General features: G+C 36.5%; 18 protein-coding genes. 3 read left to right on the forward strand and 15 right to left on the reverse strand.

Features of this window, described 5'->3' with window-relative positions; translation table 11 throughout:
• Nucleotides 1-2: 2 nt before the first annotated feature.
• The 9 genes from ABDJ41_RS21410 to ABDJ41_RS21450 form a co-directional block, all read right to left on the reverse strand.
• Nucleotides 3-1,409 carry a sialate O-acetylesterase gene (locus ABDJ41_RS21410; RefSeq protein WP_349788183.1) on the reverse strand — a complete coding sequence of 469 codons (1,407 nt, stop codon included), beginning with the start codon at nucleotides 1,407-1,409 and terminating at the stop codon, nucleotides 3-5.
• Nucleotides 1,406-3,916 (reverse strand): family 78 glycoside hydrolase catalytic domain, encoded by a 2,511-nt coding sequence (locus tag ABDJ41_RS21415; protein ID WP_349788184.1) that lies wholly within the window; start codon nucleotides 3,914-3,916, stop codon nucleotides 1,406-1,408. Before ABDJ41_RS21415 ends, ABDJ41_RS21410 begins: the two co-directional genes overlap by 4 nt.
• A 72-nt stretch (nucleotides 3,917-3,988) precedes the next feature.
• Nucleotides 3,989-5,293 carry a hypothetical protein gene (locus ABDJ41_RS21420; protein ID WP_349788185.1) on the reverse strand — a complete coding sequence of 435 codons (1,305 nt, stop codon included), beginning with the start codon at nucleotides 5,291-5,293 and terminating at the stop codon, nucleotides 3,989-3,991.
• A 20-nt stretch (nucleotides 5,294-5,313) separates the two neighbouring features.
• The gene (locus ABDJ41_RS21425; RefSeq protein WP_349788186.1) at nucleotides 5,314-6,579 is read right to left on the reverse strand and encodes a hypothetical protein; all 1,266 of its coding nucleotides are present in this window, start codon (nucleotides 6,577-6,579) and stop codon (nucleotides 5,314-5,316) included.
• A 4-nt stretch (nucleotides 6,580-6,583) separates the two neighbouring features.
• On the reverse strand, nucleotides 6,584-8,239 hold the full coding sequence (locus tag ABDJ41_RS21430) for a RagB/SusD family nutrient uptake outer membrane protein (RefSeq protein ID WP_349788187.1): 1,656 nt from the start codon (nucleotides 8,237-8,239) through the stop codon (nucleotides 6,584-6,586).
• Nucleotides 8,240-8,250: 11 nt separating this feature from the next.
• Nucleotides 8,251-11,646, reverse strand: coding sequence for a TonB-dependent receptor (locus ABDJ41_RS21435; RefSeq protein ID WP_349788188.1), 3,396 nt, complete (start codon nucleotides 11,644-11,646; stop codon nucleotides 8,251-8,253).
• 192 nt (nucleotides 11,647-11,838) lie between these two features.
• Nucleotides 11,839-12,999: a FecR family protein gene (locus tag ABDJ41_RS21440; protein WP_349788189.1), complete on the reverse strand. Its 1,161-nt coding sequence runs from the start codon at nucleotides 12,997-12,999 to the stop codon at nucleotides 11,839-11,841.
• 79 nt (nucleotides 13,000-13,078) lie between these two features.
• Nucleotides 13,079-13,675 carry an RNA polymerase sigma factor gene (locus ABDJ41_RS21445; RefSeq protein ID WP_349788190.1) on the reverse strand — a complete coding sequence of 199 codons (597 nt, stop codon included), beginning with the start codon at nucleotides 13,673-13,675 and terminating at the stop codon, nucleotides 13,079-13,081.
• Nucleotides 13,676-13,725: 50 nt separating this feature from the next.
• On the reverse strand, nucleotides 13,726-14,064 hold the full coding sequence (locus ABDJ41_RS21450) for a DUF4180 domain-containing protein (protein WP_349788191.1): 339 nt from the start codon (nucleotides 14,062-14,064) through the stop codon (nucleotides 13,726-13,728).
• Nucleotides 14,065-14,243: 179 nt separating this feature from the next.
• On the opposite strand from ABDJ41_RS21450, the gene ABDJ41_RS21455 reads away from it, so the two are divergent.
• Genes ABDJ41_RS21455 through ABDJ41_RS21465 form a run of 3 tightly spaced genes read left to right on the forward strand, consistent with a single transcriptional unit; the run spans nucleotide 14,244 to nucleotide 15,476 of the window.
• Nucleotides 14,244-14,771, forward strand: a complete 528-nt coding sequence (locus tag ABDJ41_RS21455) for a protease (RefSeq protein ID WP_349788192.1) — start codon at nucleotides 14,244-14,246, stop codon at nucleotides 14,769-14,771.
• Complete coding sequence (locus ABDJ41_RS21460; RefSeq protein WP_349788193.1) at nucleotides 14,761-15,057, forward strand: serine hydrolase family protein; 297 nt, start codon at nucleotides 14,761-14,763, stop codon at nucleotides 15,055-15,057. The genes ABDJ41_RS21455 and ABDJ41_RS21460 overlap by 11 nt, the downstream gene beginning before the upstream one ends.
• An 11-nt stretch (nucleotides 15,058-15,068) precedes the next feature.
• Nucleotides 15,069-15,476, forward strand: a complete 408-nt coding sequence (locus ABDJ41_RS21465) for a serine hydrolase domain-containing protein (RefSeq protein WP_349788226.1) — start codon at nucleotides 15,069-15,071, stop codon at nucleotides 15,474-15,476.
• Nucleotides 15,477-15,585: 109 nt separating this feature from the next.
• On the opposite strand, the gene ABDJ41_RS21470 is transcribed toward ABDJ41_RS21465, so the two are convergent.
• The 6 genes from ABDJ41_RS21470 to ABDJ41_RS21495 all read right to left on the reverse strand — a co-directional run bounded on the left by ABDJ41_RS21470 (nucleotide 15,586) and on the right by ABDJ41_RS21495 (nucleotide 24,783).
• A complete protein-coding gene (locus ABDJ41_RS21470; protein WP_349788194.1) occupies nucleotides 15,586-16,380 on the reverse strand; it encodes a slipin family protein in 795 nt (264 codons plus the stop codon).
• 28 nt (nucleotides 16,381-16,408) lie between these two features.
• The gene (locus ABDJ41_RS21475; RefSeq protein ID WP_349788195.1) at nucleotides 16,409-17,695 is read right to left on the reverse strand and encodes an NfeD family protein; all 1,287 of its coding nucleotides are present in this window, start codon (nucleotides 17,693-17,695) and stop codon (nucleotides 16,409-16,411) included.
• A gap of 106 nt (nucleotides 17,696-17,801) precedes the next feature.
• Nucleotides 17,802-20,096, reverse strand: a complete 2,295-nt coding sequence (locus tag ABDJ41_RS21480; RefSeq protein ID WP_349788196.1) for a GH92 family glycosyl hydrolase — start codon at nucleotides 20,094-20,096, stop codon at nucleotides 17,802-17,804.
• A gap of 43 nt (nucleotides 20,097-20,139) precedes the next feature.
• A complete protein-coding gene (locus tag ABDJ41_RS21485; RefSeq protein ID WP_349788197.1) occupies nucleotides 20,140-22,149 on the reverse strand; it encodes an FG-GAP repeat domain-containing protein in 2,010 nt (669 codons plus the stop codon).
• Between the two features lie 39 nt (nucleotides 22,150-22,188).
• Nucleotides 22,189-23,115 (reverse strand): DUF5017 domain-containing protein, encoded by a 927-nt coding sequence (locus ABDJ41_RS21490; protein ID WP_349788198.1) that lies wholly within the window; start codon nucleotides 23,113-23,115, stop codon nucleotides 22,189-22,191.
• Between the two features lie 60 nt (nucleotides 23,116-23,175).
• Nucleotides 23,176-24,783 carry a RagB/SusD family nutrient uptake outer membrane protein gene (locus tag ABDJ41_RS21495; protein WP_349788199.1) on the reverse strand — a complete coding sequence of 536 codons (1,608 nt, stop codon included), beginning with the start codon at nucleotides 24,781-24,783 and terminating at the stop codon, nucleotides 23,176-23,178.
• Nucleotides 24,784-24,792: the final 9 nt, after the last annotated feature.

The following is a 24,792-nucleotide window of genomic DNA, read 5'->3' on the forward strand; positions in this document are numbered from 1 at the left end:
GTTTATTCCCAAGTATCTGTCCTAAAAGGCATCAGCGGCAAACCTCTTAAATTAAATATATTGGGTACACCATCATTGGTAAAACAATAGCGGACAGCAACTGGCTCTTTAACACTTTTCGACAACAAAATTATATTTCCATTCTTTTCTATTTTGGCCTCGGCAGGATGAAATACTTTATCCTTGCCTGCCATCTTAAAACTATTAATTTTCTTTCCTGCGGTTTTTAGTGCAGTAGCCTGAGTGGTATAAATAATAGCGCGTCCATTGCGAATTTCCATTTTTGCAAAACGAGGAGAATAGGGTTCTAATTCATCCACCTTATACTGCTCCTTTAAAACTAAGTTTGCTAATCGTCGACCTACATTCGCTTTCAACCGTGGATGTATATCTTTTAAAGAATCTACTAAATCACCTATTGTGATTAACCCAGTATTGGATAATACCAGTGATGTCTCCTGTTGTTCACGCAAGTATGCAGCTGCATCAGGGGGATAGTAACCATCAAAAGGTGCTATTTGAACACTATAAAATGGCATCTCTTTTTTAAATTCCTTACGCCAGCTAGTAATTAAGCCCCTTAACATTTTCCCATATACCCTGGCTTCAGCATCTACACATGCATTCGTCTCTCCTTGATACCAAATCACTCCCGATAAAGTATAAGGAACCAAGGGATTAATCATCCCATTATACAATATAGAGACTCCTTGAGGTGACCATGAATTACCAATATTTTCACTTACTTTACTTAGTTCTGCATCATTTTCTACTGCATAATTAGGCATCCAGGGTTGAATTCTTGTTGCTCCAACAGCAGCGCCAATCAAACCAACAGGAATATTTAGTTGTTCTTGCAATCTGGCACCAAAAAAATATCCTACAGCACTAAAAGAAGCCATAGTCTTCGATTCACAAACTACCCATTTACCTTTGCAATCACTACGAGGCAGAACATCGTATGCAAACTCAGGCATAAAAAAACGCATTTGATTGTTCTTGGGTTCTTTGAGTGCATTTCCCACATCTAATAGCGCTTCATTAACAGGTAAAGCCATGTTAGATTGCCCACTACAAAGCCAAATAGCTCCAATCATAATATCATTGATGGTAACAACATCAACGCCATTAATAAATTTAATAGTATATGGACCACCAGCTCTAGGAGTTCTGATACTGGTACTCCAGGTACAATCATCTTTAACCAAAGTCTTAATAGTATCTGTAGGGGCCCAACTTCCAACAATAGCAATTTTACGGGTTGATGGACCCCAGCCCCAAAGTTTCACATCCTCAGATTGTTGAAACACTGCATGATCACTTATAATTGAGGGCAATTTTATGGCCATATCCTGTGCTTTTAAAGCTGTGGAAAATGCAAAAAGAAATACAAATATTAATTTCTTCATTCCGATACAATTAAATATTTACCAGGCAATAAATCAAATTCACATGAACCATCAGCTTTAAGCTTTGGAGTAAATTGACGATCATCTTCCAGATTTTTTACATTAACTTTTTTAGGATTCTTAATAGGTAACTTAAATAAAGCCGTAGTTCCTGAAGGTACGACCAAATTAAAAATGGCTTCATTTCCCTTTCTACTCCAGTCTGCGGTTATAGTCCCCTGTGGAGATACATAACTGCATTTAACTTCCGAAAGACCAGAGGGTAATACTGGTGCAATCAAAAACTTTCTAAAACCTGGAGTCAAAGGCCTTACTCCTGCAACCCATTTATAAAACCATGCAGATACTGAACCGAACATCGGATGACAGTTTGAATAAATATTATCACTTTCCTTCCAGGTTTCCCATTGGGTAGTTGCTCCATTCTTAACCATAAACCCCCAGCCAGGAAACTCTGTACTGTTTACAATCTGGTAAACTCTGTCTGCGTGACCATATTTAGAAAGGACGTCAAGAATATATTTTGTACCAAAAATCCCTGTCGTAAAATGTTTAGCAGGTGCTTCATCCAAGGCCTTTAACAATAATGCTACAGCTTTACTTTTATCTTTTTCAGGAATAACATCAGCATATAATAATAGAGTATAAAATGTTTGTTTATTGAATGCATCTTTGGTAGCATTCAAGGCTTTTATCGCTATTGCCTTTTCTGATTCGGGAAGCGTGCTGATGTAAGTCATAGAGGCTGCCCTTGATTGCTGATCCAATAAAGCCCCAGGGGATTCTCCGGTCCAGTACATTTCTCTAAGCTTCTTTCTGATCTTGTTTTCCAATAAAGCGAAACGCTTTTCATTATCCTTATTATTCAACAGCGCTGAAAACTCTTTCATAAGTCGTGCAGTATTTAAATAAGACACAGTACCTAAAAGCTCAACAGGTACATTCACTAATGATTCATGGTCACTTAAGCCTTTATCTACTATTCCCGAAGGATGAATCCTTGCAGCCTTATCCATCCATTTCAGATTAAAGTCATAGAGTTCTCTTATAGTAGCCGTGTCTCCATAATATTGCAACAAATCATTTTGCAAATCAAAAATGGCTGATTCAAAGTTAATTCCACAATACTTCAGTCCAACATAAGGCGCAGAATCGACGAAAACAGAATCCTGATATACATCAACCCAATCATACAAAACCTTTTTATATAGGCTATGCATATTAAAGTTATATATAAAAGCCTCACTCGTTGCTTTTAAGTCCCCGCCATAACCAAATTTCTCTCTACCGGCACAATCAGACTGCACGCTCATCAGGTTGCTAAGAAAAGTTCTTCTTATCATATCCTGTATAGAATTGATTAGCCCATTCGAGGTAGAGAAATTGCTTTTACTAACCACATTAGATCCTAAAGCAAGTCCCTTAATATCTGTTAATTCAGGAGCCTGTCTAAGTCCCGATATTTCCATATATCGATACACAGCATAGGAGAAACGCGGGCTATATTCTACCTCTGCTTCCTTGCCAAAAATGTACATTCCGGCCTGAGCAGCCAAATCAGGTGCTCCAGGTCCCCCCTTTCCTTTCTCTTTAATCTGACCAGCAACAGCAGTTAGCGGATTCAATGTTTGATCATCATTTATACGCTCACCAAAACGGAATCGAATTGTGTCTCCTGGCTTACCACGCAATTTCATTTTAAAAATCCCTGTAAAATTCACCCCCATATCAACAACATAAACTTGTTTCGGCATCTCAGTAATTTTTATTGGTTGTTTTACATCAATAACCTTTATATGTGGGAAAAACGTCCGTTGTAATTGTCCCCCCGGCCCTTCTTTTTCTACTGCATTATTCCATCCTTTATCATCAAAGCCAGGTAGTTCTGAACCACTAAGCTCTTTCCTTGCGTCATAAACTTCTCCAAGATATATATTGTTCCGAATCACAGGGCCATAAGTGTATTTCCACGTTTTATCAGTGCTAACTTCCTTTATTTCTCCATCCGAATAAATAATTTTCAGCTTAGCCAAAAGCATAGGCCGGCCGCTAACCAATGCGTCCCTTAAATTGTATACCCCCCAAAATTTCATCGGTAATGAATTGTAAAATCCGTTACCTAACATTACATTGATACAATTTTCCCCTTTTAGTAAATCATCCTTAACATCATATTCAGAATAATAAATACGCTTTCGATAATCCGTCCAGGCGGGATCGCAATAGTTATCCTCTAATTTCTTTCCATTTATTACTGCACTATAATACCCAGCTGCTGTAATATAAAGTGTTGCAGATTTTACAGCTTTATTTAATGCAAATTCCTTTCGGAATACCGGAGCAGGATCATCCAGATACATCAGCGAATCTAATATAGGCTCCTCTTTATGATCTCCAATCCATACCGCCCCTTCAAAATCTATAGCGTCCTCTACTTTGGATTTTGAACAGAAACATAAAAAAACAGCCACTAAAGGCATTAAAAACAATTTATTTACTTTAATCATACAGGTTTATCTTGCATCCAGGGAGATGAGTAAGTGTCAAAAAAGTTAATTTCACTTCTATATCATTCCAATCTAGAATGGTTTAAACCCAAAAAGTCTTCCTTCCCCAGGCTTAAAAGTCAGCGTTATTGTATTGTTAGTAACAGTAATTGGATTTTCAGATCCAGAAACCTTAGAGACCTCACCTATCCCAGTAATCCATCCGGCAACATTAAACGTAATTTCTTTTGTTTCAGTTAAAGATTTATTAACAATCATAGCGTAATTTCTACCTCCTTCAGGCCAGTTTTTAAGTTGAGCAATAAGCAATTCTTCATTCGGATTTGCTAACTGTAGAAAATAAGAAGTCGGTAAGCTTTCTGCACCAGCAGGAATATTAGCCCCTGTATGGAATACAATCTGAGATTGCATATTATACAATACCTTTCCTAGTTTTTTCATCTCAGCATTCAAAACCTGAAAAGGCACATATAAGTTTGTCTTATTTCCTTCCCGATCAATAATAGCATCAGTGAATGTTTCATTTACAGTATTTTCAGGTGTAAAATAGGTGAACCATACCGGATGTTTAATACCATATGACAACATCGAATACACATTATATCGAAGTTCATTTTCATTTGGTCTGCGATAAGCTCCAGGTATACCTATAGATTGAATATAAGCAGAAGTTTTGAGGTCACCTTTTTCAAGTGCTACCCTTCTTAGACGGTCGAGCTCAGTATAATAAACCGGGTTAAAAGTACCATCTGCCATAAATGGATAGATATCAAGTGAAAGGAATTTCAAGTTTGGAGCACCAACTTTATCAATCCAAGCCTTCATATAGTCTGTTTCATAATTTAAACCAGCCATAGAGGCTGCAATACTAGGCAACAAGTTAACATGAGGTAAATGATCCGGATCCAGGGCAATGAGTTTCTTATACAACGTTGAAGCCCAATTTAACTCATTTGGAGCAGGCTCATCTTTGATATAATATCCACCTAAGCCTGCATGGTTACGGTAAACAGAAACCATGTTACTTAAATCATTATCATTCCCCATCACACGGCCATCAAATATGATAGCCTTCATTCCATTGTCTCTGCATTTATCTAAAATCGTCATATTTTGAGCCTGACTATAGGTAATAACATATTGAAGCATGTCTACATTTCCCTGGCTCAATACTTTAAATTGCTGATCCGTAACAAAATCAAAAGTCGGTGGCCAATATACGCCAATAAGTAAGTTTGTTAACTCATTATCCTCCGGTGGAGTCGGTGGTTCAACAAGTATTGGTGTATCCTCGGGAATTGCAATAGGCTCAATTTTACATGAAAAAGTCAAACAAACAGTAGCAATCCAAATTGCCAGATATATATTTAGTTTCATAATAGTATCATTTAAGTTGATTAATTAGTTTGTAAAACATATAGTTTACCTCCTCCAGGCAACAAAGTATCAGCAAACACATTTGTAGCTTTATTATAGGATAAAGACTTTTTACGACCATTTTTATTGTCAATCTCACTCACTTTATCAACGCTTTTGGCAATATTCATTGAAAACTTCGATGTCTCCTCAAAAGACTTATTAACAATCATCAAATAAGTTTCAGTTGAGTTTTTTGAACGGAACAGAGTTACAATTAAGTCCTGATTACTCACTGGTTTCCATTCAAAATCAGCTGGCATTTTTGGTGTCCCTTTAGGAATTTCGCTTCCTATATGATATACGGCTTCTGCCTCTAGTGAAACTAAAGTCTTACCTAATGCTTTAATCTCTCCATTCAGCACCTTAAACGGGGCATACAAATCCGTTAAAGTTCCATCCCTGGCAACAATAGAATCCATGAAATCTTCTGTTAAACTTGTTGGTGTATAATAAGTAAACCAAACCGGCATCTTAATTCCATAGGCCAGATTTGAATACACACTATAGCGGAGTTCAGCAACATTAGGTCTTCTATAAGACCCTCTTATACCCATTGAGTGCAAATAAGAGGAAGTTTTCACATTATACTTGATACCAGCTCTTCTAATGCTTTCAAGATTTTCAAAATATCTTGGCGCAAACTCTCCTGAAGGCTTAAAAGGATAATGGTCAAATGAGAGATATTTAAGATTTTTAGCCCCTACCAATTCTATCCAGCGCTCAACATATTCTTTATCGTAATCACCTTCAACACCGAAATTCGGAAACAGGTTTAAATACGGTACATGATCAATATCTAAAGAAAGTAATTCTTTATATTTTTTCGCATATCCTTCCAATTCTGCTATAGTCGGCTCATCCTTAATATAATACCCAAATAAAGCAGGATGTTCTTTATACCTATTTATAAAGGTTTTCGAATCCTCCAGGTTTCCATAAATCAATGAATCAGCGACAGATACTAACATTTTGTACTTCAAAGCCAGATCAAGCATTTTCTTGTTACGCTCGGGCCTAGCTAAATCCGTGGAAGTAGTATTTTGTATCACATCGACTTTAGCTTCATGCAAGCGTTTATATTGCATATCGTTAGTATGAGCCCAGGACGGTGGCCAGAAGATCCCAATCTTTAAATTATCTTCTGTTCCATGTGTGGTATGCTGTCCAAATGATGAGCTGATGACTAAACACAAAGCAATCATCGTCAATACAAAGGATAAATTATTTATTTTTAATTTTCTCATAACATTAATAATCAGGATTTTGCTTCAGTTTAGGATGTTTGTTAATTTCTGACTGAGGAATTGGGAACAAATCATATGAAACAGGGTATTTTCTAACTTCAATATTGTTATCCCAGTGCTTTCTTGGCGTTACACTACCATCTACAATTACTCCACGTGCCAATTTCATAACATCTCCACCAATTCTCCACCTTCTGATGTCCCAAAAACGATGTCCTTCAAATGCCAGTTCAACTCTTCGTTCATTTCGAATTCTCTCTCTCATCTTTTCCTTAGGCATTCCGGCGGGTAATCCTGGCATTCCCACACGTGTTCTAACTTCATTTACAGCATTTAACACATTCTGATCAGGTGCAGCCAAATATTCATTTAAAGCCTCAGCATAAATCAGTAATGTTTCCTCATATCGCATAAAAATCCAAAAATGATCTCCAACAATAAAATTTGGAGTTATACTCCCATTTTCATCAACTGTCTTTCTAAGGTAATAGCCCGTTTGTGTCCTCCGGTCACCTCCCCAACGTTGGATATCGTTTCCTCCGGGAGCTCCCACGTAAGTGTAAATAGTATTGCCTTTAAAAGAACTGCCATCATAAATAATAGAACTATAAAACCTGGGATCTCTATCAATGTATGGAGAATTCACAGCATCATAATTAGGATCTTCATTAATCGGCAATCCACTTGATTTTATATCATAGGCATCTACAAGGTTTTGTAAAGGCTGTACCCTTGCCTGTCCACCTAAACTTGGCAAAAAATTAAAATGTACCCAAGTGGTCTGATTTAAGTTAGACTGAAAGATCAGATTTTTGGCAATTCTTTTATGTGTTAATCCATCATAATCATTATCAACCTCATAATGGTTCAGATCCATTACAGCTTTAGCAGCATCTGCTGCCTTTAACCAACGCTCTTTATCCTGTTGCGGATTGTGCAACAAACTAGCTGAAAAAAGAAATGCTTTTGCTTTCAACATTAAAGCTGCACCTTTTGTTGTCCTACCCAAGTCTATAGAAGTATATTCAAGTGGCAAAAGCGCAGCTGCCGCATCACAGTCGGCTGCAATAAAATTAGCAGTTTCTTCAGCGGTATTCCTGTTGATATTCAAATCATCATCAGTATTCAGTACATGATCAATAATCGGTACGCCACCATAACGCTTAAATAATTCCATATAATAGAATGCACGCATAAAATGTACTTCGCCAATCATTCTGTTTTTACCGATTGTTTGCTGATTGTTTTGAGGAACCAACAAGTTTATTTTTTCAAGAAAAAGGTTAGCAGCTCTTATCGAGCCATAAAGCTCTACCCAGCGATCAAGAGGGTTATAACTTGAATTTATGGTCCCTTGTGTAAAAGTGTGGGGACCATCAGGGTATTGAACAGAGCATAACGCTTCATCACTTGCCGCAGCATAAGAAAAAGTTTTATTGTCGCTTTCTGCTGATGGCCACCATTCTATACGGTTATGCAATTTTGCATAAAGACCTGCCACATATTTCTCAGTTTCATTATACCTCGAAAATACTTGCTTCTCTGATAGTCCACCCACTGGATCACGATCCAGATAACTATCAATCTTTTTACATCCTGAGATTCCTTGAATCAAAATCAGCAATACGATTACTTTTATAAGTATATATCTTGTTTTCATCTTTAACTTGATTAAAATCCTACTGATAATCCGAAGTTTATTACACGTGTTGGGGGATACACAGCACCATAACCATTATAATTCTCAGGATCAAACAACCTGGCCTTAGTCCAGGTATGCAGGTTAATTGCATTACTATAAACCCTGATACTTGAGAGGCTTTTTCCTTCTGATAATTTCACATTTTTAAAAGTGTAGCCCAATTCAACATTCTTCAACCTTAAATAACTGGTGTCGTCCAAATAAAATGATGAAGGCCTGAAGTTATTTGCACTCGCTCCGTAGTGTAAAGCAGGATAGGTCGCGTTTTGTGCATTCTCCGGTGTCCACCTTCCTTCATGCAATTTTGCAACTTTACCACCTTGAAAAAACTCCCAGATTGCCACTCCCGACAATTGGCGGTAAGAATTTGAAGAGCCTTGAAAAAGGACGCTAAAATCAAAGTTTTTCCAATTGATTCCTGCAGAAGCCCCATAAAAAACTTCCGGAATGTTACTATTCGCTATTAATCCCTCGTCATTATTATTAATGACTCCATCATTATTAAGATCAGCATATTTAATATCGCCAGGTATTACCTTCCCAAATTGAGTTGGACTATTGTCTATTTCTTCCTGACTTTGAAAAAAGCCGATAGAGGTTAAACCATAAAGTGATCCTATAGGGTTTCCGGTAAGCTGCTGCCATGGATATACAGTTGGCGCCTCATCCATAAACATGATTTTATTTTTAGCTAAAGAGAAATTTGAATTGATAAAATAGTTCACTTGACCAATCTTATTCCTGTGACTAAGCTCAATCTCGAACCCACTATTATTTACTTTCCCCCAGTTTACCGTTGGCAATCGTGATCCCGAAGCACCAATAATTCCAGGAACAGTATTTCTACTAATCAATATATTCTTACGTCTCTCCATAAAAACATCTGCCTTAATAGCAAATAGGTCCTTCCAAAGATTAAGCTCCAGTCCAATATTTGATTTAACAGCGGTTTCCCAGGTTACATTTGGATTTGATAATGCTCCTTCCGAATTACCCCCTATGGCATTCGAAAGTGTTTCGCCGAACACATAACCGGCTGAGCCCTGGTACTCTGAAATAAATGGCCAGCGTCTTCCTGAAAGCTGATCATTACCCACAATTCCGTAGGAACCTCTCAATTTTAACAAACTAATAACTGGCGAACTTTTAAGAAAGGATTCTTCAGACAAAACATAAGCTGCTGAAAAGGCAGGAAAAAGACCATATCGATTCTTTTTTGCAAAGTTATCTGTACCATTATAAGCTCCATTAACCTCAGCAAAGTATTTGTATTTGTAATTATAAACCACACGTCCAACCAAACCTTGCGAAACATATGGGACCTCATTTCCTAAAACCCTTTGTGTACGGTTTGCCAGTAATAAACCTGACACTTCGTGGTTTCCAAACCTACGTTGGTAGTTCAAAGAAAAGTCCATCCATACATCCCGGTTTTGTGAATAAGATGAGGCTGGAGCTTGTAAAGCTAATTCTTCATTAAAATATGTATAACTTGAAGGATCTTCAAAATAGCCATTGTTATATTTTGCTTGTAATGCTCTGGCCCATCTGGTTAAACTATTCTTAAAATAACCATCAAAAGAATAATTAGCCTTTAAGGATAAGCCCTCAGTAATAAAATTCAGCTTTCTATTTAAAGTAAACATTCCAGACAAGGAAGAGTTAAATGATTGCGCATAGCCACTCTCATTCAGTAACCATAAAGGATTCTGTACATCATTTCCTAAACTGTAATATCCATTAGGCCACATCACCGGCCCATAATTTGGTGGTATCTGTATTAAAGTCCAGAATATATCAGCATCTGTATAGTTTGGATTTCTTTTATCTTCAATTGCGCCATATAGACTCAGGCCTATAGAAAAATCTTTATCAAACTCAATGTCTACATTAGACCTGAAATTATAACGTTTAAAATTTGCATTAGGATCATAAAGATCATTTTTTTGCGCCTTATAAACTCCGCCTTGATCCAAATAACCTACGTTAACAAAATATTTTACCTGCTTAGAACCTCCATTAATATTGAAATTCACTCTTGACTGAATACCGGTTTTCATAATTTGATCCGCCCAATCCACATTCGGATAAATTAGCGGTCTATCACCAATACGATAATGTTCTAAAACCTGATCACTGTATAAAGGAACTCCACCAGGATTATCGTTCAGATATGCTTCATTTGCAAGCTTTGCATAATTATAAGAGTCTAAAAACTCTGGTACATTAATTGGATTTTGTAAACCTGTTTCGGTTGAAACATTGATCTGTGGAGCTCCACTCACACCACGTTTGGTCGTTACAATAATTACTCCGTTTGCTCCTTTAACACCATATAAAGCTGTGGCTGATGCATCCTTTAGAATAGTTACGCTTTCAATTTCATTGACATCCAATAAAGTAATTGCACTATAATCCTTTTGTACTCCGTCTATCGTAACCAAAGGTGTTGCATTATTAATTGTTGCACGTCCACGAATAAACAATAAAGATGCGTCCTTACCTGGTTCACCACCTCTTTGAAGTGTAATCAAACCAGGCAATCTACCAGCCAAGGCATTGGTAATATTTGCTGTAGGACTTTGTTTCAGTTCTTTGGTTGTAATTGAAGCGGTAGATCCTGTCTGGGCTATCTTTTTCTGGGTTTGGCCAAACCCCAATACAACTACCTCACTTAAATCCTGATTATCTGATGGCACCATTTTAACAATCAATTGTACTGCATCTTTAATCGGGATAGTTTGCGTCTGGTAACCAACATAAGAAAAAGAGACATTATCGGTTGATTTTGCATTGAATTCAAACGTACCATCTGTTTTAGAAGCATAAACTCTATTAGTATTTAAAATTCGGATAGATACTCCGGGTATGGGTTCTCCATTTTCATCTGTAACCGTTCCTTTGATCAACCCGTCCTGAACTCCATAAATCTTATTTCTATCAAGTAAACCGTCAGTCGTCTTAATCAATACATTCTGATCTACAATTTTGTAAGTAATGGGAAGCCCCTCAAAACACTGGTCCAAAACCTGTTTAAGTGGCAAATTCTTTACATTTACATTTATTTTAGTTGTATTGATCAGCTCGTTCTTATCCACTAAAAAGGTATAAGGAGTTTGCTTTTCAATCTGTTTAAATATTTCCTCTAGTACAGCCTTTCGCATAACCAGGGTAATATTTTGCGCTTTACCTGTGGCGCCCGCCTGCATTAGCGAAGTAAATAGGATTAGAGCAACGATATTAATACGCATAATGACATATTTATTTAATAACTGACATCGCCTCGTTTTGCCTGGCTGCTCATTAATATACATCACATGTACACTCATCCTTGCCAGGATGTTTAGAAGTCTAATAAAATACATAAATTTGTGATATGAAGGTTTATTGAAATTGTTGATTTCGTAACATTGGGCCGTTTCTACAGCCCTTCAAACCTGATTATTTTCCAGTAACGTGTTCGAGCACGTTACTGGTTTTTCAAGTTCCTGGAATTGTCTGGTCTCTTTTCTATATCATGGTTGTTATATTTGGTTTATAAAATTGGTTAGTTCTTTTTATTTCTTTTCAACGAATACTTTTCGACCCTTGACTTCAAATCGAACTCCGAAATAACTCAGTTGATCCAGTAGACTTTTGAAAGACTCACTACGTTTTATCTTACCTGAAAAGTTCAAAGCAGGGACTGATTTATCAACCTCTACATCAATGTCATACCAACGGCTCAATTGCCTCATCACTACCCATATATCAGCTTCATCAAATTTAAAGTAACCATTTTTCCAGGCTACACTTGTTTCTGCATCTATATCCTTAACCTTCATATCAGTACCGATTGTACTAATAGTACTTTGTTGATTAGGCTTAAGGGACATCTGTTTTCCTGTTGCCTTTGAAAATACATTTACGCGCCCATGTAGCAACGTTGTGGTCACAACCTTTTCGTCCAGATAATTATTAACATTAAACCCGGTCCCCAGAACTTCAATTTCCTGTTGAGGAGTTTTAACAATAAATGGCATCTTTTTACCATTCTGTTCATTAGAAACAACCTCAAAATAACCTTCCCCCTCAAACTCAATAATTCGTCTACCCCCATTAAAAGAAGAAGGATACTTTAATGTACTTGCAGCATTTAACCAAACTTTAGTTCCATCTGCTAATAACACCTGATACTGTCCGCCTTTAGGTGTAGAAATTGTATAAAAATCCGTTTTAGTGCCTTTTGGTAAGATTTCACTTCCATCATTATATTGCATCCGATCACCATCAATCACAACCATCTCCTTTGCAGCATTAAGCACAATCGATCTCCCATTAGCAAGAGTTAACACAGCCCTGTTACTTCCTGGCTTAATTTTGTTAATAGATACATTATTTTCAATTGTGGTTTTATCCTTTTGATACATAAAAAACACACTACCTAAAGTTATTACCAAGATAGCCGCTGCTGCATACCATCTTCTCCATTGTACAACTTTAACCTTTGTCCGCTTTTCTATTCCCGCATACAAATGGCTAAGCTTTTGTCTCATTTCAGGAGTATCTGTTACTCCATTTGAAATCTCTTCCAACAGTTCATCGGTAATCGCATCGTCCATCATCTCAGTTGACTGTGAAGAGCGTATATAATCCATTAACCACTCTAGTTCGGCAATGCTACATTGTCCATTTTTGTAGTTATGTAATGTTTCTTTAAACTTTTGTTCAGTTGTCAATTCAGGTCCTTTTATATATAATACGGATGAGACAGACATATGGTCGGCTCCAAACGAAAATAAAATCAAAAAGATTTAATTATTTAAATAACAACAAGAAAATCAGACCAGTTATTGTGTTTCCTTCATGAACTAACAGTTCTTTCTTTACAAATCGACCGGCTTTAACTACATGATCATGTACTGTGGAGATAGATATATTTAGTTGTTCAGAAACTACCTTATAGCTCAGTCCTTCAACTTTACATAGCTTATATATCATTTTTCTTTTTTCCGGAAGCTGATCAATAATTTTATCCAGAGCCTTTCCCGTTTCCCGATAAACTGTATCCTCTTCAACATGACTATACAACTCAGATCCATTTTCACTTAAAAAATTCTCTGCAAGTTGCTCTAAAGATACTTTTCTAAAAAAATCAATGACCATATGTCTTGAGCAAACAAATAGATAAGTCTTAAATGATTTCTCCGGATCTATAGACTCTCTTTTCTCCCATATCTTTACAAAAACATCCTGAAGGATATCATCAGCAACATCAGTAGATTTAACCAGTTTAATAATGTTACCATATATTCTGGCACTATATTTCAAATATAATTTTTCGAAAGCTAAAGTATTACCATTGCTCAAATTCTTCAGTAGCTCTTTTTCTTCCACAGGATTATCTATCGACATTTTATATTTGATCAGAATCCAAATGTATATTTAAAATCAGATAATACAAATTAGAATAAAAACTGGGTCATCCATGCTTTAGCATCGTCAATGTCTTGACAAAATCTGATAATGGGATGTTTTGAATGCTCTCTTGCTAATTCAGTTACCCTTAATCCAAAATCGTGATCGGCAGGAAGAACAACAGCTATAGGAAAACGGTAATTAACAAGCTTTTGGAATGTCTCTCCCAGTACTCCATTTTTTAGATCGAAAAATTTTTCGTCAATATCATCCGGAATAAAAATCATGCCGGCGAGCCCAGTTTCCAAAATTGTGATTGCATCTTCAGGCTTTGATAATCTGATGTCGTATTTACTTGCTAAAAGGTCATTTACGGATGCATCCATTTTTTATAGTTGATGATTAATGTTCAATAAATCTAAAAAAAATTTGTCCATTATGGTTTATCATTATTGAAATTTTCTCCATCAGCTGAATAATTCTCAAAAATCTCACCTCTCGACATAAAGGTAACATCACATAAAGATAATAGAGAAGTCTGGCACAAAAAAGATACTTTTACTCTATGAAAAACTTTAAAGTATTATTATCCATTGTTGTTGTACTCGTACTCTCATCTTGCGGAATCAACAATAATAGCGAACAAAACAGTACTGATCTGGCAGACTCCTCAACAACTGAAGCTGTAGACAGCACTGCTGAAAAAGGTCTGTTCGCAAAGATGTCAATGAAAGATACAGTTAAGGCTGGCGAGTTGGTTGAACTGAAATTCACAGTATACAACAATGCCGATACTACACAACATTTTTGCAAATGGCATACTCCTTTTGAACCATTCATCAGCAAATACCTGGATTTAACATCAGCATCTGGTGAAGAAGTTGACTACAAAGGCGCTATGGCGAAACGAATAATGCCGCCACCGGCTGACAGTTACCTACCTGTAAATTCTAAAGACAGTATTTCTATTACTGTCGATCTTTTAAAAGGATATAGCATCACCAAACCTTCAAAATACACTATTAAGTATGTAGGTCAAAACATGAGCGGACTTATTGTCCAAGACAGTATTTCTTTCATTTATGCCAAATAGAAGAAAACACGCCTTACTTTTCATCACATTTATTGTGTTTCTTTTTTCGTGTTCATCAACAAAAAATATAACGCAGGAAATAAAAACAAATGTAACACCTGAAAAATCCGACTTGCTTTATCAAGAAATTGAAAGACTAGGTTTGGAACTCACCAAAAGGGAGCATGTTCCAGGATTAGCAGTATCAGTTATTCGAAATGGAAAGATAGCATGGATACAATGTATCGGTTATGCTGATATGGCAGATAAGAAACCAGTAACGGAGCTCCGATTAATCAATACTTAACCCGTTGGAAAATACCACAATCGTCATACAATCGATCAAAAGTTACATTACGACGCATACTGAGTCATACGGCAGGTCTTTCGGTACATGGATATGGAGGAGCTGAGCAAGGAAGCAAATTGCTAACTTTAGAAGAATCCCTTGAAGGGAAAACAAAGAGAAATGGGGAAAGTGTACGCCTGATAAATGAACCAGGGACAAAATGGGAATATTCCGGTGGTGGCTACACGCTTGCACAATTACTTCTTGAAGAAAAAACTAAGGAAAGATTTTCAAGCTATATGAAAGAACATATATTCAAACCTCTAGGTTTAATTCATACCAATTATGAGTGGACAGCAGAAATGAAGTCAAAATCTGCAACTGCTTATGTTATCTATTACAAAGAATCCCCGGCATTGCAATTTCGCCGTCCATAGGTTGTAAATCTTCATTTAATACAAACTGATGATTCGTAATTCGCTTGAGTCCATAATCAATTCTTTGCTTGCAAAAGTAGGATAATATCTTTTACATATGCAATTCAACTCAGGTATCTGTTACCGGCTTATCTTCCTTCGAATGAATCTCTACAGATGGCTGCATAAAAGGTTTCAACAAATCAATGGGAACAGGAAAAATGGTAGTTGAATTATTTTCTGTAGCAATTTCACGAAGTGTTTGCAGGTAGCGTAAGGTCAGTGCACTTGGCTGTTCGCTTAAGATTTTTGCAGCGTCAGACAAACGTTGCGAAGCCTGATACTCCCCTTCAGCAGAAATTACTTTTGAACGTCTTTCCCGTTCTGCCTCGGCCTGTTTAGCCATTGCCCTTTGCATTTCCTGAGGAAGGTCTATTTGTTTCACCTCAACAGCTGTTACCTTTATCCCCCATGGCTCCGTTTTCAAATCAATTATCTGTTGCAGATGCAGGTTTATTTTATCCCGCTGTGAAAGTAAATCATCCAGTTCCGACTGCCCCAACACACTACGCAATGTGGTTTGCGAAAACTGAGAGGTAGCCGTTAAAAAATTCTCTACCTCAACTACAGCTCTTTGAGGATCTATTACTCTAAAATAGATTACAGCATTAACCTTAATAGACACATTATCCCGAGTGATCACATCCTGAGGTGGCACATCCATAACTACAATACGCAGAGATATGCGGACCATTTTATCTATGAAAGGAATCAAAAGAATCAGACCTGGTCCTTTTGCCCCTTTATCAAGCACCCTGCCTAAACGAAAAATAACCCCTCTTTCATATTCACGAAGTATCCTGATCGCACTGGAAAGTACCAGAACTGCAAAAAAAATGAGCACTATAATAAACACATTGTACATAACCACCTCCTTTTAATTAGAAATAAAATTAAACCACACGCTTCAGTGGCTCCACCAGTAAAGTAAGCCCTTTAATCTCTATCACCTTTACCAGTTCCCCTTTATTAATTTTTCCCAGGGTTGATTCTGCAGTCCACACTTCTCCATTTACCTGGAGCTGTCCCTGAGGATCCAGCTGACTCAATGTTTCTCCAATTTGTCCAAGCAAGATATTAATCCCCGTCACTGTTTTTAGACGTTGTGCCCGTAGTCCCAGGCCAATTATAAAGAGAAAGAAAACCGTACTTAAAACCGTAACTGAAATAATAATTCCTGTTGATATCTTAATCATATCCAATGAAGAACTTGGTTTAAATAACATTATAGATCCAAGGAACAGAGAAACTACGCCTCCTATTGCCAGTACTCCATGACTAACCACCTTAATTTCAAGCAGAAACAACACTAAAGAAAAGATGATCAGCATTAATCCGGCATAATTAACCGGTAAGGTATTCATAGCATAAAAAGCAAGGATCAGACTTATAACACCTACTACACCAGGTAACACAGCTCCCGGGTTGAACAATTCAAAGTATATACCCACCATGCCGAGCATGAGTAAAATATACGCAACATCAGGATTACTTATAAAGTTAAGCAGCTTCTCAGAAGCACTCATCTCCAGATGTTGAATTTTTGCTCCTTTTGTATGCAATACAATATCCCCTGAACTTAGCTCCAGATTTTTGCCATCTATCTGATTAAGCAATGCATTTTCATCTGGAGCTATGTAATCGATCACATTTTTTTCTAATGCTTCATTTTCGGTAATAGATAAACTATTCCTGACAGCCTCCTCCGACCATTCTAGATTACGTTTTCGTTTTTCAGCTATACTTCGAATAAACGCCGCGGCATCATTTGTAGCTTTTACATTCATCACTGAATCTACCGTGCCAGTCAATTTTATGGGATGTGCAGCACCAATATTGGTTCCGGGTGCCATGGCGGCAATATGAGCTGCAAGGGTAATAAAAACCCCGGCAGAACCAGCACGCGCACCGGACGGGTAAACGTGAACCACCACAGGAACCCGTGACATCAGAATATCGCTAACAATAGTACGCGTAGATTCCAATAACCCTCCAGGGGTATTGAGTTGAATAACCAAACATTCTGCTTTTTCTCTGCTTGCCTTTTCAATTCCATCATGAATAAAAGAGGCCGAAACCGGATTAATTGAACCATCAATCTTTATCACCACAACCCTTTGAGCAGTTAACATCAATGGGAAACAAATGAGAAAAACCAAGTATAAAATCTTATTCTTCATACGATTAATTCAGCAGCTCAATACATATAAATATACTGAAAATCAACGACAAATGAGACCAAACATAGAAACTTAGTAGTCTTTTCAAGCAAATTGATAGCTTCAATTATTCATTTTGGAACTTATTTTTTGGGCTTTTCCCCATTTCAAACTCAAGAACACCACCTTTTAGTATATCATCGTGAGAAATAAAAGTTTCTTTTACCAACTTACCATTCAATCGTATTGAATGGACAAATACATTCTGCTCACTAAAGTTCTTAGTTAAGATTGAAAATTGTTTACCATTCTCTAAGTTGATAACTGCTTTATTTAATTTTGGTGATCCAAATTGGTAATTCCCAATTGCTGGATTAACAGGATAAAACCCTAAAGCACTAAAAATATACCATGCCGACATCTGTCCACAATCTTCATTTCCAGAATAACCTGCAGGCTCAGTAGTATAGAATTTATTCATTATCTCTGTAACCATCTTTTGTGTTTTCCACCCTTGGTCAACAGTATTATACAAATACGCTATGTGGTGACTAGGCTCATTTCCATGGGCATATTGTCCAATAAAACCTGATGCATTATGATTTTTTTGATCTTCACCTTGCTTTAAACTAAAAAAATCATCCAACTTCTTTATAAACTTATCTTTTCCACCAAATAGTTCAATCATCCAGGGAATATCCTGTGGCACATACCAAAGATATTGCCAGGCATTGGCTTCTGTATATGGACTACCCCCATTACCTCCATATTTGAAAGGGTCAAATGGTTCTAACCAATTTCCATTTTTGTCTTTACCTCTGAAAAAGCCTGTTTTCTTGTCGTAAATATTTTTTATAAGCTGAGAACGTTTTATAAAGAAATCATAATCATCTTTATAGCCCATCTTTTTTGCAAATTGAGCAACACACCAATCATTAAAAGCAACTTCCAAGCCTAAGGAAACAGATTGTGTTTGAAGATCTTCAGGAAAATAGCCATATTGATCTAATAATTTAAAAGGAGAACCAGGGTGTTCTATTATAGAAGTGTTTTTAACAGCTTCATAGGCTTTATGTAAGTCAAATCCCGTTATCCCCTTTTGCACCGCATCTACGATTACAGGAATTGCATGATTCCCTATCATAGTATAGCTCTCATCATTCCATAATTGCCATATCGGCAAATAGCCATAAGATTCATAATGAGCTATCATACTATTGATAAATGCAGCGTCTTTTGATGGCTTCAACAAGGTATACAACGGATGTGCTGCCCGATAGGTGTCCCATAATGAAAAAGTCGAATAGTGTTTTTTAGTAGGTGCAGTCTTTATTGTCATATCAGAGGCTTGATAATCTCCATTTATATCGGATGTAACATTGGGTTGTATAAACAAATGATAAAGACCTGTATAAAAAATAGTTTTGACTTCAGGTGTAGCTTCTATTTGAACGGTCGACAATTCTTTTTCCCAAAGTGCATCTGCCTTAGCTGTAACCGCATCAAAATCCCAATCATTAATTTCCTTCTCCAGATTTTCCTTCGCATTAGCAACACTTACCGAAGATAATCCAACTTTTAAAAGAACCTGTTCACCGGGCTTTACGTCAAAATCAAACACTGCTCTAATTGAGATATCTCCTTTTGCTTTATAAGCATTAAATCCATTTATTATCGGAAGTTTTTCAAATACCTTATTTCCTCTTGCCATTTGGTGATTAATTATAGGTTTTGAGAATTTTACATGAAAATAAAGCTTCCTCAATCTGGCCCACCCTGTTATAATTCTATACCCTTCAATAGTGTATTGATCTATTACTCTAAGCTGTGACCCTATAATATCAACAGGCCATTTTTCCCTTTTCTTGTCTATTGAATGGGAAAGATCAAACAATATATGAGCCGGCTGGTTTTCCCGAAAAGTATATCTATGAAAACCGGCGTGTTCAGTTGCTGTAAGCTCAGCATTTACATTATAATCCTGTAATAAAACCCGATAATAACCAGGTTTTGCGAACTCATCCTTTTTTGAAAAAGCAGACCGGTATCCTGATCTTTTTTCTGATCCATTCCCAGGTGTCCATTTTACATCACCCGAAATGGGCATGACTAATAGATCAAAAAAATCTGCTACACCTGTTCCACTTAAATGCGTATGACTAAATCCTACTATAGTATTATCTCCATAGTTATACCCTGATGCTAAATTATACGATGGGCTTGGATCCGTATCCGGGCTTAGTTGCACAAAACCAAAAGGTACCGTAGCTCCTGGAAAATTATTTCCTGCAAGACTACTAGAATCGACAGATCCTGTACCAATAAAAGGGTTAACATAAGAGGTTATTGAAGTTTGTGCTATTAAAAATTGAGTACAAAAAATCACTAAAATAATGACCAAAATATACCTGGCTTTTTTCATAATAAATTATAAATGTAGAATATTCAAAAAATAACGCTTCCCATTATCTTGATTCACAAACAATAGGATTTTTGTAGATATAAAATCTTCCATCTTCACCACCTACAAGCAAATCAATTATTTTATAATTAGAATCCATAATTGGGCTAATCCAGCAACCATGCCTATCCATATTTATTGAAGTCCCCTGATTATCACAAAGTGGTGCTGGTGCTGCAAATCTGGGAGTTTCGTTGCTTCCTTTATTAACCATAACATAGGCTGAAGCATAAGGTAAAGCTTGAGGAACTTCCCTGGATAGATACATATGGTTGCCTTGTCCAAAAATAATGTCCCAAACACCATCCTGGTTAATGTCACAAATACCTAAAGTCGCCCTTCCTTCATTGCCGGCAAATCCAACGATTCTTACTGGTTCATTTTTTACATTTAACAATTCGCGTTCTTCAATAAGTGTATTTGGACTTTTTTTATTTCTAGTGTACATACACAAAAGCCCTTTCCCGTTTATTGCTAAAAGAGGATCAAGTTGATCTTTAACTCCAGTTAACTTTAAAAACTTCATCGGTAAAAATGAAGGTTTACTTCTCCATGCTGCTTTAAACTGTTTTTGATCTAACATTAAAGACACAGCTGAACTCAAAGTCGGTTGGCCAACCTTCCCAATATTTTTATACACGACATAATATCCTGTAATATCATTACAAACAATATCCAATAAACCATCTCCATCCCAATCCGTCACTAACGGTTGTGTATATCCCCATCGTTTCTCATTAGGCCCCTGTATAGAACCTGTTAAACCGGCCTGATGATGGATAGTTCTGTTGGCGGCAGACAGCTTTACTCCTGGCTTCCATACTGGATTTTCATCGGTACCGGTGTTTTTAAAAAACCATAAAAAACCAGATGAGTCTCCAGAAACTATATCAGCAACGCCATCCCCATCCCAATCAACCCAGTTAGGAACGGCTAATGTTCTTACGTTTAAATCTCCCCCACGCATCATTAGAGGTCTGTGAGACCATGCTTTATTTTTATTATCCCAAAAATATTCAATAAGAATACCTGGATTTCCGCCAATTACAAATCCACTATTTTTCTCTCCATAAGGAATCGTTGAGGTAAATGGCATACTAAAATATACTTCTTCGGTAGTTTTCTTTATTCCTTTAGGTAACTTTAAAGACAAAAACTCCAATTTATCCGAATGATAATTCAAACTGTATAAAGACAGTTCATCTACATCATGAGAAATAAGAAGTTGAGGACTATTATTCCTCAACAGATCAACTTGTTGAAATTTGATCTGATTAGAAAATGTTGTTAAGGTAAAATCCTCATCATTTATTTTAATTCGCTTCCAACCTCCAAATTCCCAATCTTTCCCTTCAATCTGTTCGGCATAACTTATATAAAATATACTTTTTTCTCCCATCCATTTTCCTTTTTCATCATAGCCTTTGTTAAAACCTGCATCAGGATTAGGAGGGTATCCAAAAAGGCTTCTATTATTAGGTATATAATAGCCACTTTTAGGACTTTTAAACATTTTTATTAAAATATTCTTTTGCCCTACCCTCATAATAGTAAACTCTCCAACAACAGGCTTCCCCCCTGCAATGAGCACCCTTGGATTTGAGATTTTTAAAGAAGGACTTTCTTCAAAATCATAATGGAACCATTTCTTTTCCTCCGAATCAAATAAAAATAACTCAGAAGATTTTTTAGCAAGATGGAATAATTTACTGAAGGTGATTTTTTTACTCCAATCCGGCAACTTTTGTGGACGATCATATAAATTTGAACCATTTGGAGTCTTACCCAGGTATTTACTTTGATACATTCCTTCTCCTAATAAAATAATATTAAAAATCAGGCTTTTATTAGGTAAAATTGTCGGAGAATTCTCTAATCCCATACAAAATTCCGTTACTACAGTATCTGCATAACGTAAAGGATCTGTTGAAACGATTACAGGAGTCTGGCCATTGACCTTACAGGAAATAAAAAATAGGGTCGTAAGAATCCCTACAACTTTCATTATATTCATATTATAAGTTATTTAAAATTGTTATTCAAGAATTTAAAACTATGGCTCAACAGTGATGGTCAACTGCCTTATGACTTCACTCCTCCCATAAATACCAGAATTGGCCGCCATAAAAGTTACCTGATAGGTACCCGGCTTATCATAAGTATAAGTATATCTGCTCAAATTTCCGTCCTTCAAAGATTTAACAGCTATTGAATGTGCTATACCATAATTTATTTCCTTCGGTAAATAAAGCGGAGCTGTTATGACCCATCCCTGTTTACGTGTCACATTGGCTGAAACTCCTGTCCAAACAATTTGAGTAGTATTTACCAAAGGGATATCCGTTGTTTCATTTGCCCAGCTGCTTCCTAAAAGCATTTTAAAAGCAGTACTCACATGCGTGTATTTAGGTTGCACTATAGAAGTACCATCTTTAGACACAGCCTTAATTTGCCAATCATTTACTTTAAATAAGGTTCTTCTACTATTTTCTTGGGTTTCAAAAAACCATCCGAAATAAATAGTATTGTTTGTACTTTCTACCATATCAGTGATATCTACTTCCCCTGAATCATAAAAAACTGAAGTAGGTGTAATATCCGGTATATAAAAACGACTGGTTATATCTATCCAATCAGCCTTGGCAATGGATACAGAATCATAAGATCCATTAAAATTGGTTGAATATTTTAACCTTGCACAATCATTATTAACCCCACTGTATTTTGTTGAGGAAAAGGAAAGTACATTCGACGCATTGAATTTCTTTTCCTTTGCTATAAAATCATAGTCAGAAAGAAACTCTCCGGAATAAAATGCTATAATATCAGGATTGCCTGTAAAATTAAATTGTATGGCATCTCCAACCTTTACAGTATTTGAGACCACATTGACGTTAAAATCAACAGCCTCTATTTTGTCCTTCGTACAAGCGCAGAAAAACAAACAAATAGCAAGAAAAAATATAATTGACAACTTCATAATATATATAATTTATTGAATTCCACATTCAAAATAACAAACTCACTAACAACAAGTTAATCACCAACCTGTATTCTGTTCTAATTGATTATTTATACCCATTTCGTAAGATGGAATGGGCCATCTGATATCTCTTAGAGATACATTTCCAAAATACAAGCGAGCCTGTACAAGATAGCCAGATGTACCTGAGGGTATCTGTGACAACCTGATTTTCATACTATTATAAAACATTCCCCATCTCATCAGATCATCCCTGCGCAAAAGTTCAAAGCAGAGTTCTCTTGCCCGTTCATTTTTAATTTCTGTTTTAAAATCTGAATAAGGAATACCGGATGGTAAATCTGCCGAAGTATTACCACCTTCAACAGCAATACCTTTTGCTCTTCTTCTTACCTGATTGATATATTTTAAAGCATTTTCAGGATTTCCTTCTGATTCATTGATAGCTTCCGCATACATCAACAAGACATCTGAATAACGCAATAGCGGAAAGTTTTGAGGAGTACTACTTGGATTTCTAGGTAATAAAATCTCCTCTTCGCGCCTAAATTTCCCTGCATTTCGCTGTAGCTTATTTGCACTAGCTGTCCAATATTCTTTCTGGTCATTAACATATCTAAAAGGAGCAATTGCCCAATCACGTCTCAGATCATTAGCCTCATACAAATTATACAACCACTCAGTAGTATATGTTACACCAACAGAATAACCAAAACTAAGTCCATCTGTTCCTGCATACTTAATACCATTGGTACGACCTACCGTACCATAAATATTTTTATAAACCCCTTTGCCATCTCCATAAAATTCTACTTCCCATATACTTTCTTTAGGATCGTATTTATCCTGGGCATAGTTAACAAATACCTGCTTATAAGATGGATTTAACTCATGATATTTTGTATCTATTACCATTTTAGCATACTTAGCAGCCTCATTATACTTAGAAAGATCCTTTAAAGGTTCTCCAGCCATATGTAAACAGACTCTGGCAAGCATTCCCCAGACAACCGATTTAGATACCCTCCCAGATGATTCTACGTTGTTGATATCATAAACCAATGCTGAAGCTTGCTCCATGTCTTCAACAATAGATTCATAAATCGTTTTCAATGAGGTACGGGGCAAATAGACGTCCATAGATCCTGAAGAGGAGGTAGGCTTTTTAACCAGAGGCACTTCACCAAACTTAGTTAACAGCATAAAATAATAGTAACCTCTTAAAAAAAGTGCTTGTCCTTTAATATTATCCCTTTCTGCCTTATCTATTTCAATCTCTGGATTGTCTACCTGGGCCAATATAGCATTGGCGTTATTTATGGCTGCATAAACCGCTCTCCAATAGAACAAGATCTTGGTATCTGCCGTACTTGCATCATAATACCCTATGGTGCCTCTATCAACTGAATTATTAATATATCCTTCGTCAGCATCAAGTCCCATTCTTCCCAACATCGCACTTCCATAAAGATCTCCTGAAGCCAGGAATGAATATACTCCTCTTAAAGCATCATTAAGTTCTGCCTTGTTTTTATAAAAACCACCAGAAGTCAATGTATACTCTCCCGGATTTACGTCCAATAGCTTGTTACAGGATTGCGTCAAAAAAGCTACTCCGATTATTATCAAAATTCTTAAACGATAATATGATATTTTTGCATTCATAATCAAAAA

The organism is Pedobacter sp. ASV1-7 (assembly GCF_040203335.1).
Taxonomy (GTDB): Bacteria; Bacteroidota; Bacteroidia; order Sphingobacteriales; family Sphingobacteriaceae; genus Pedobacter.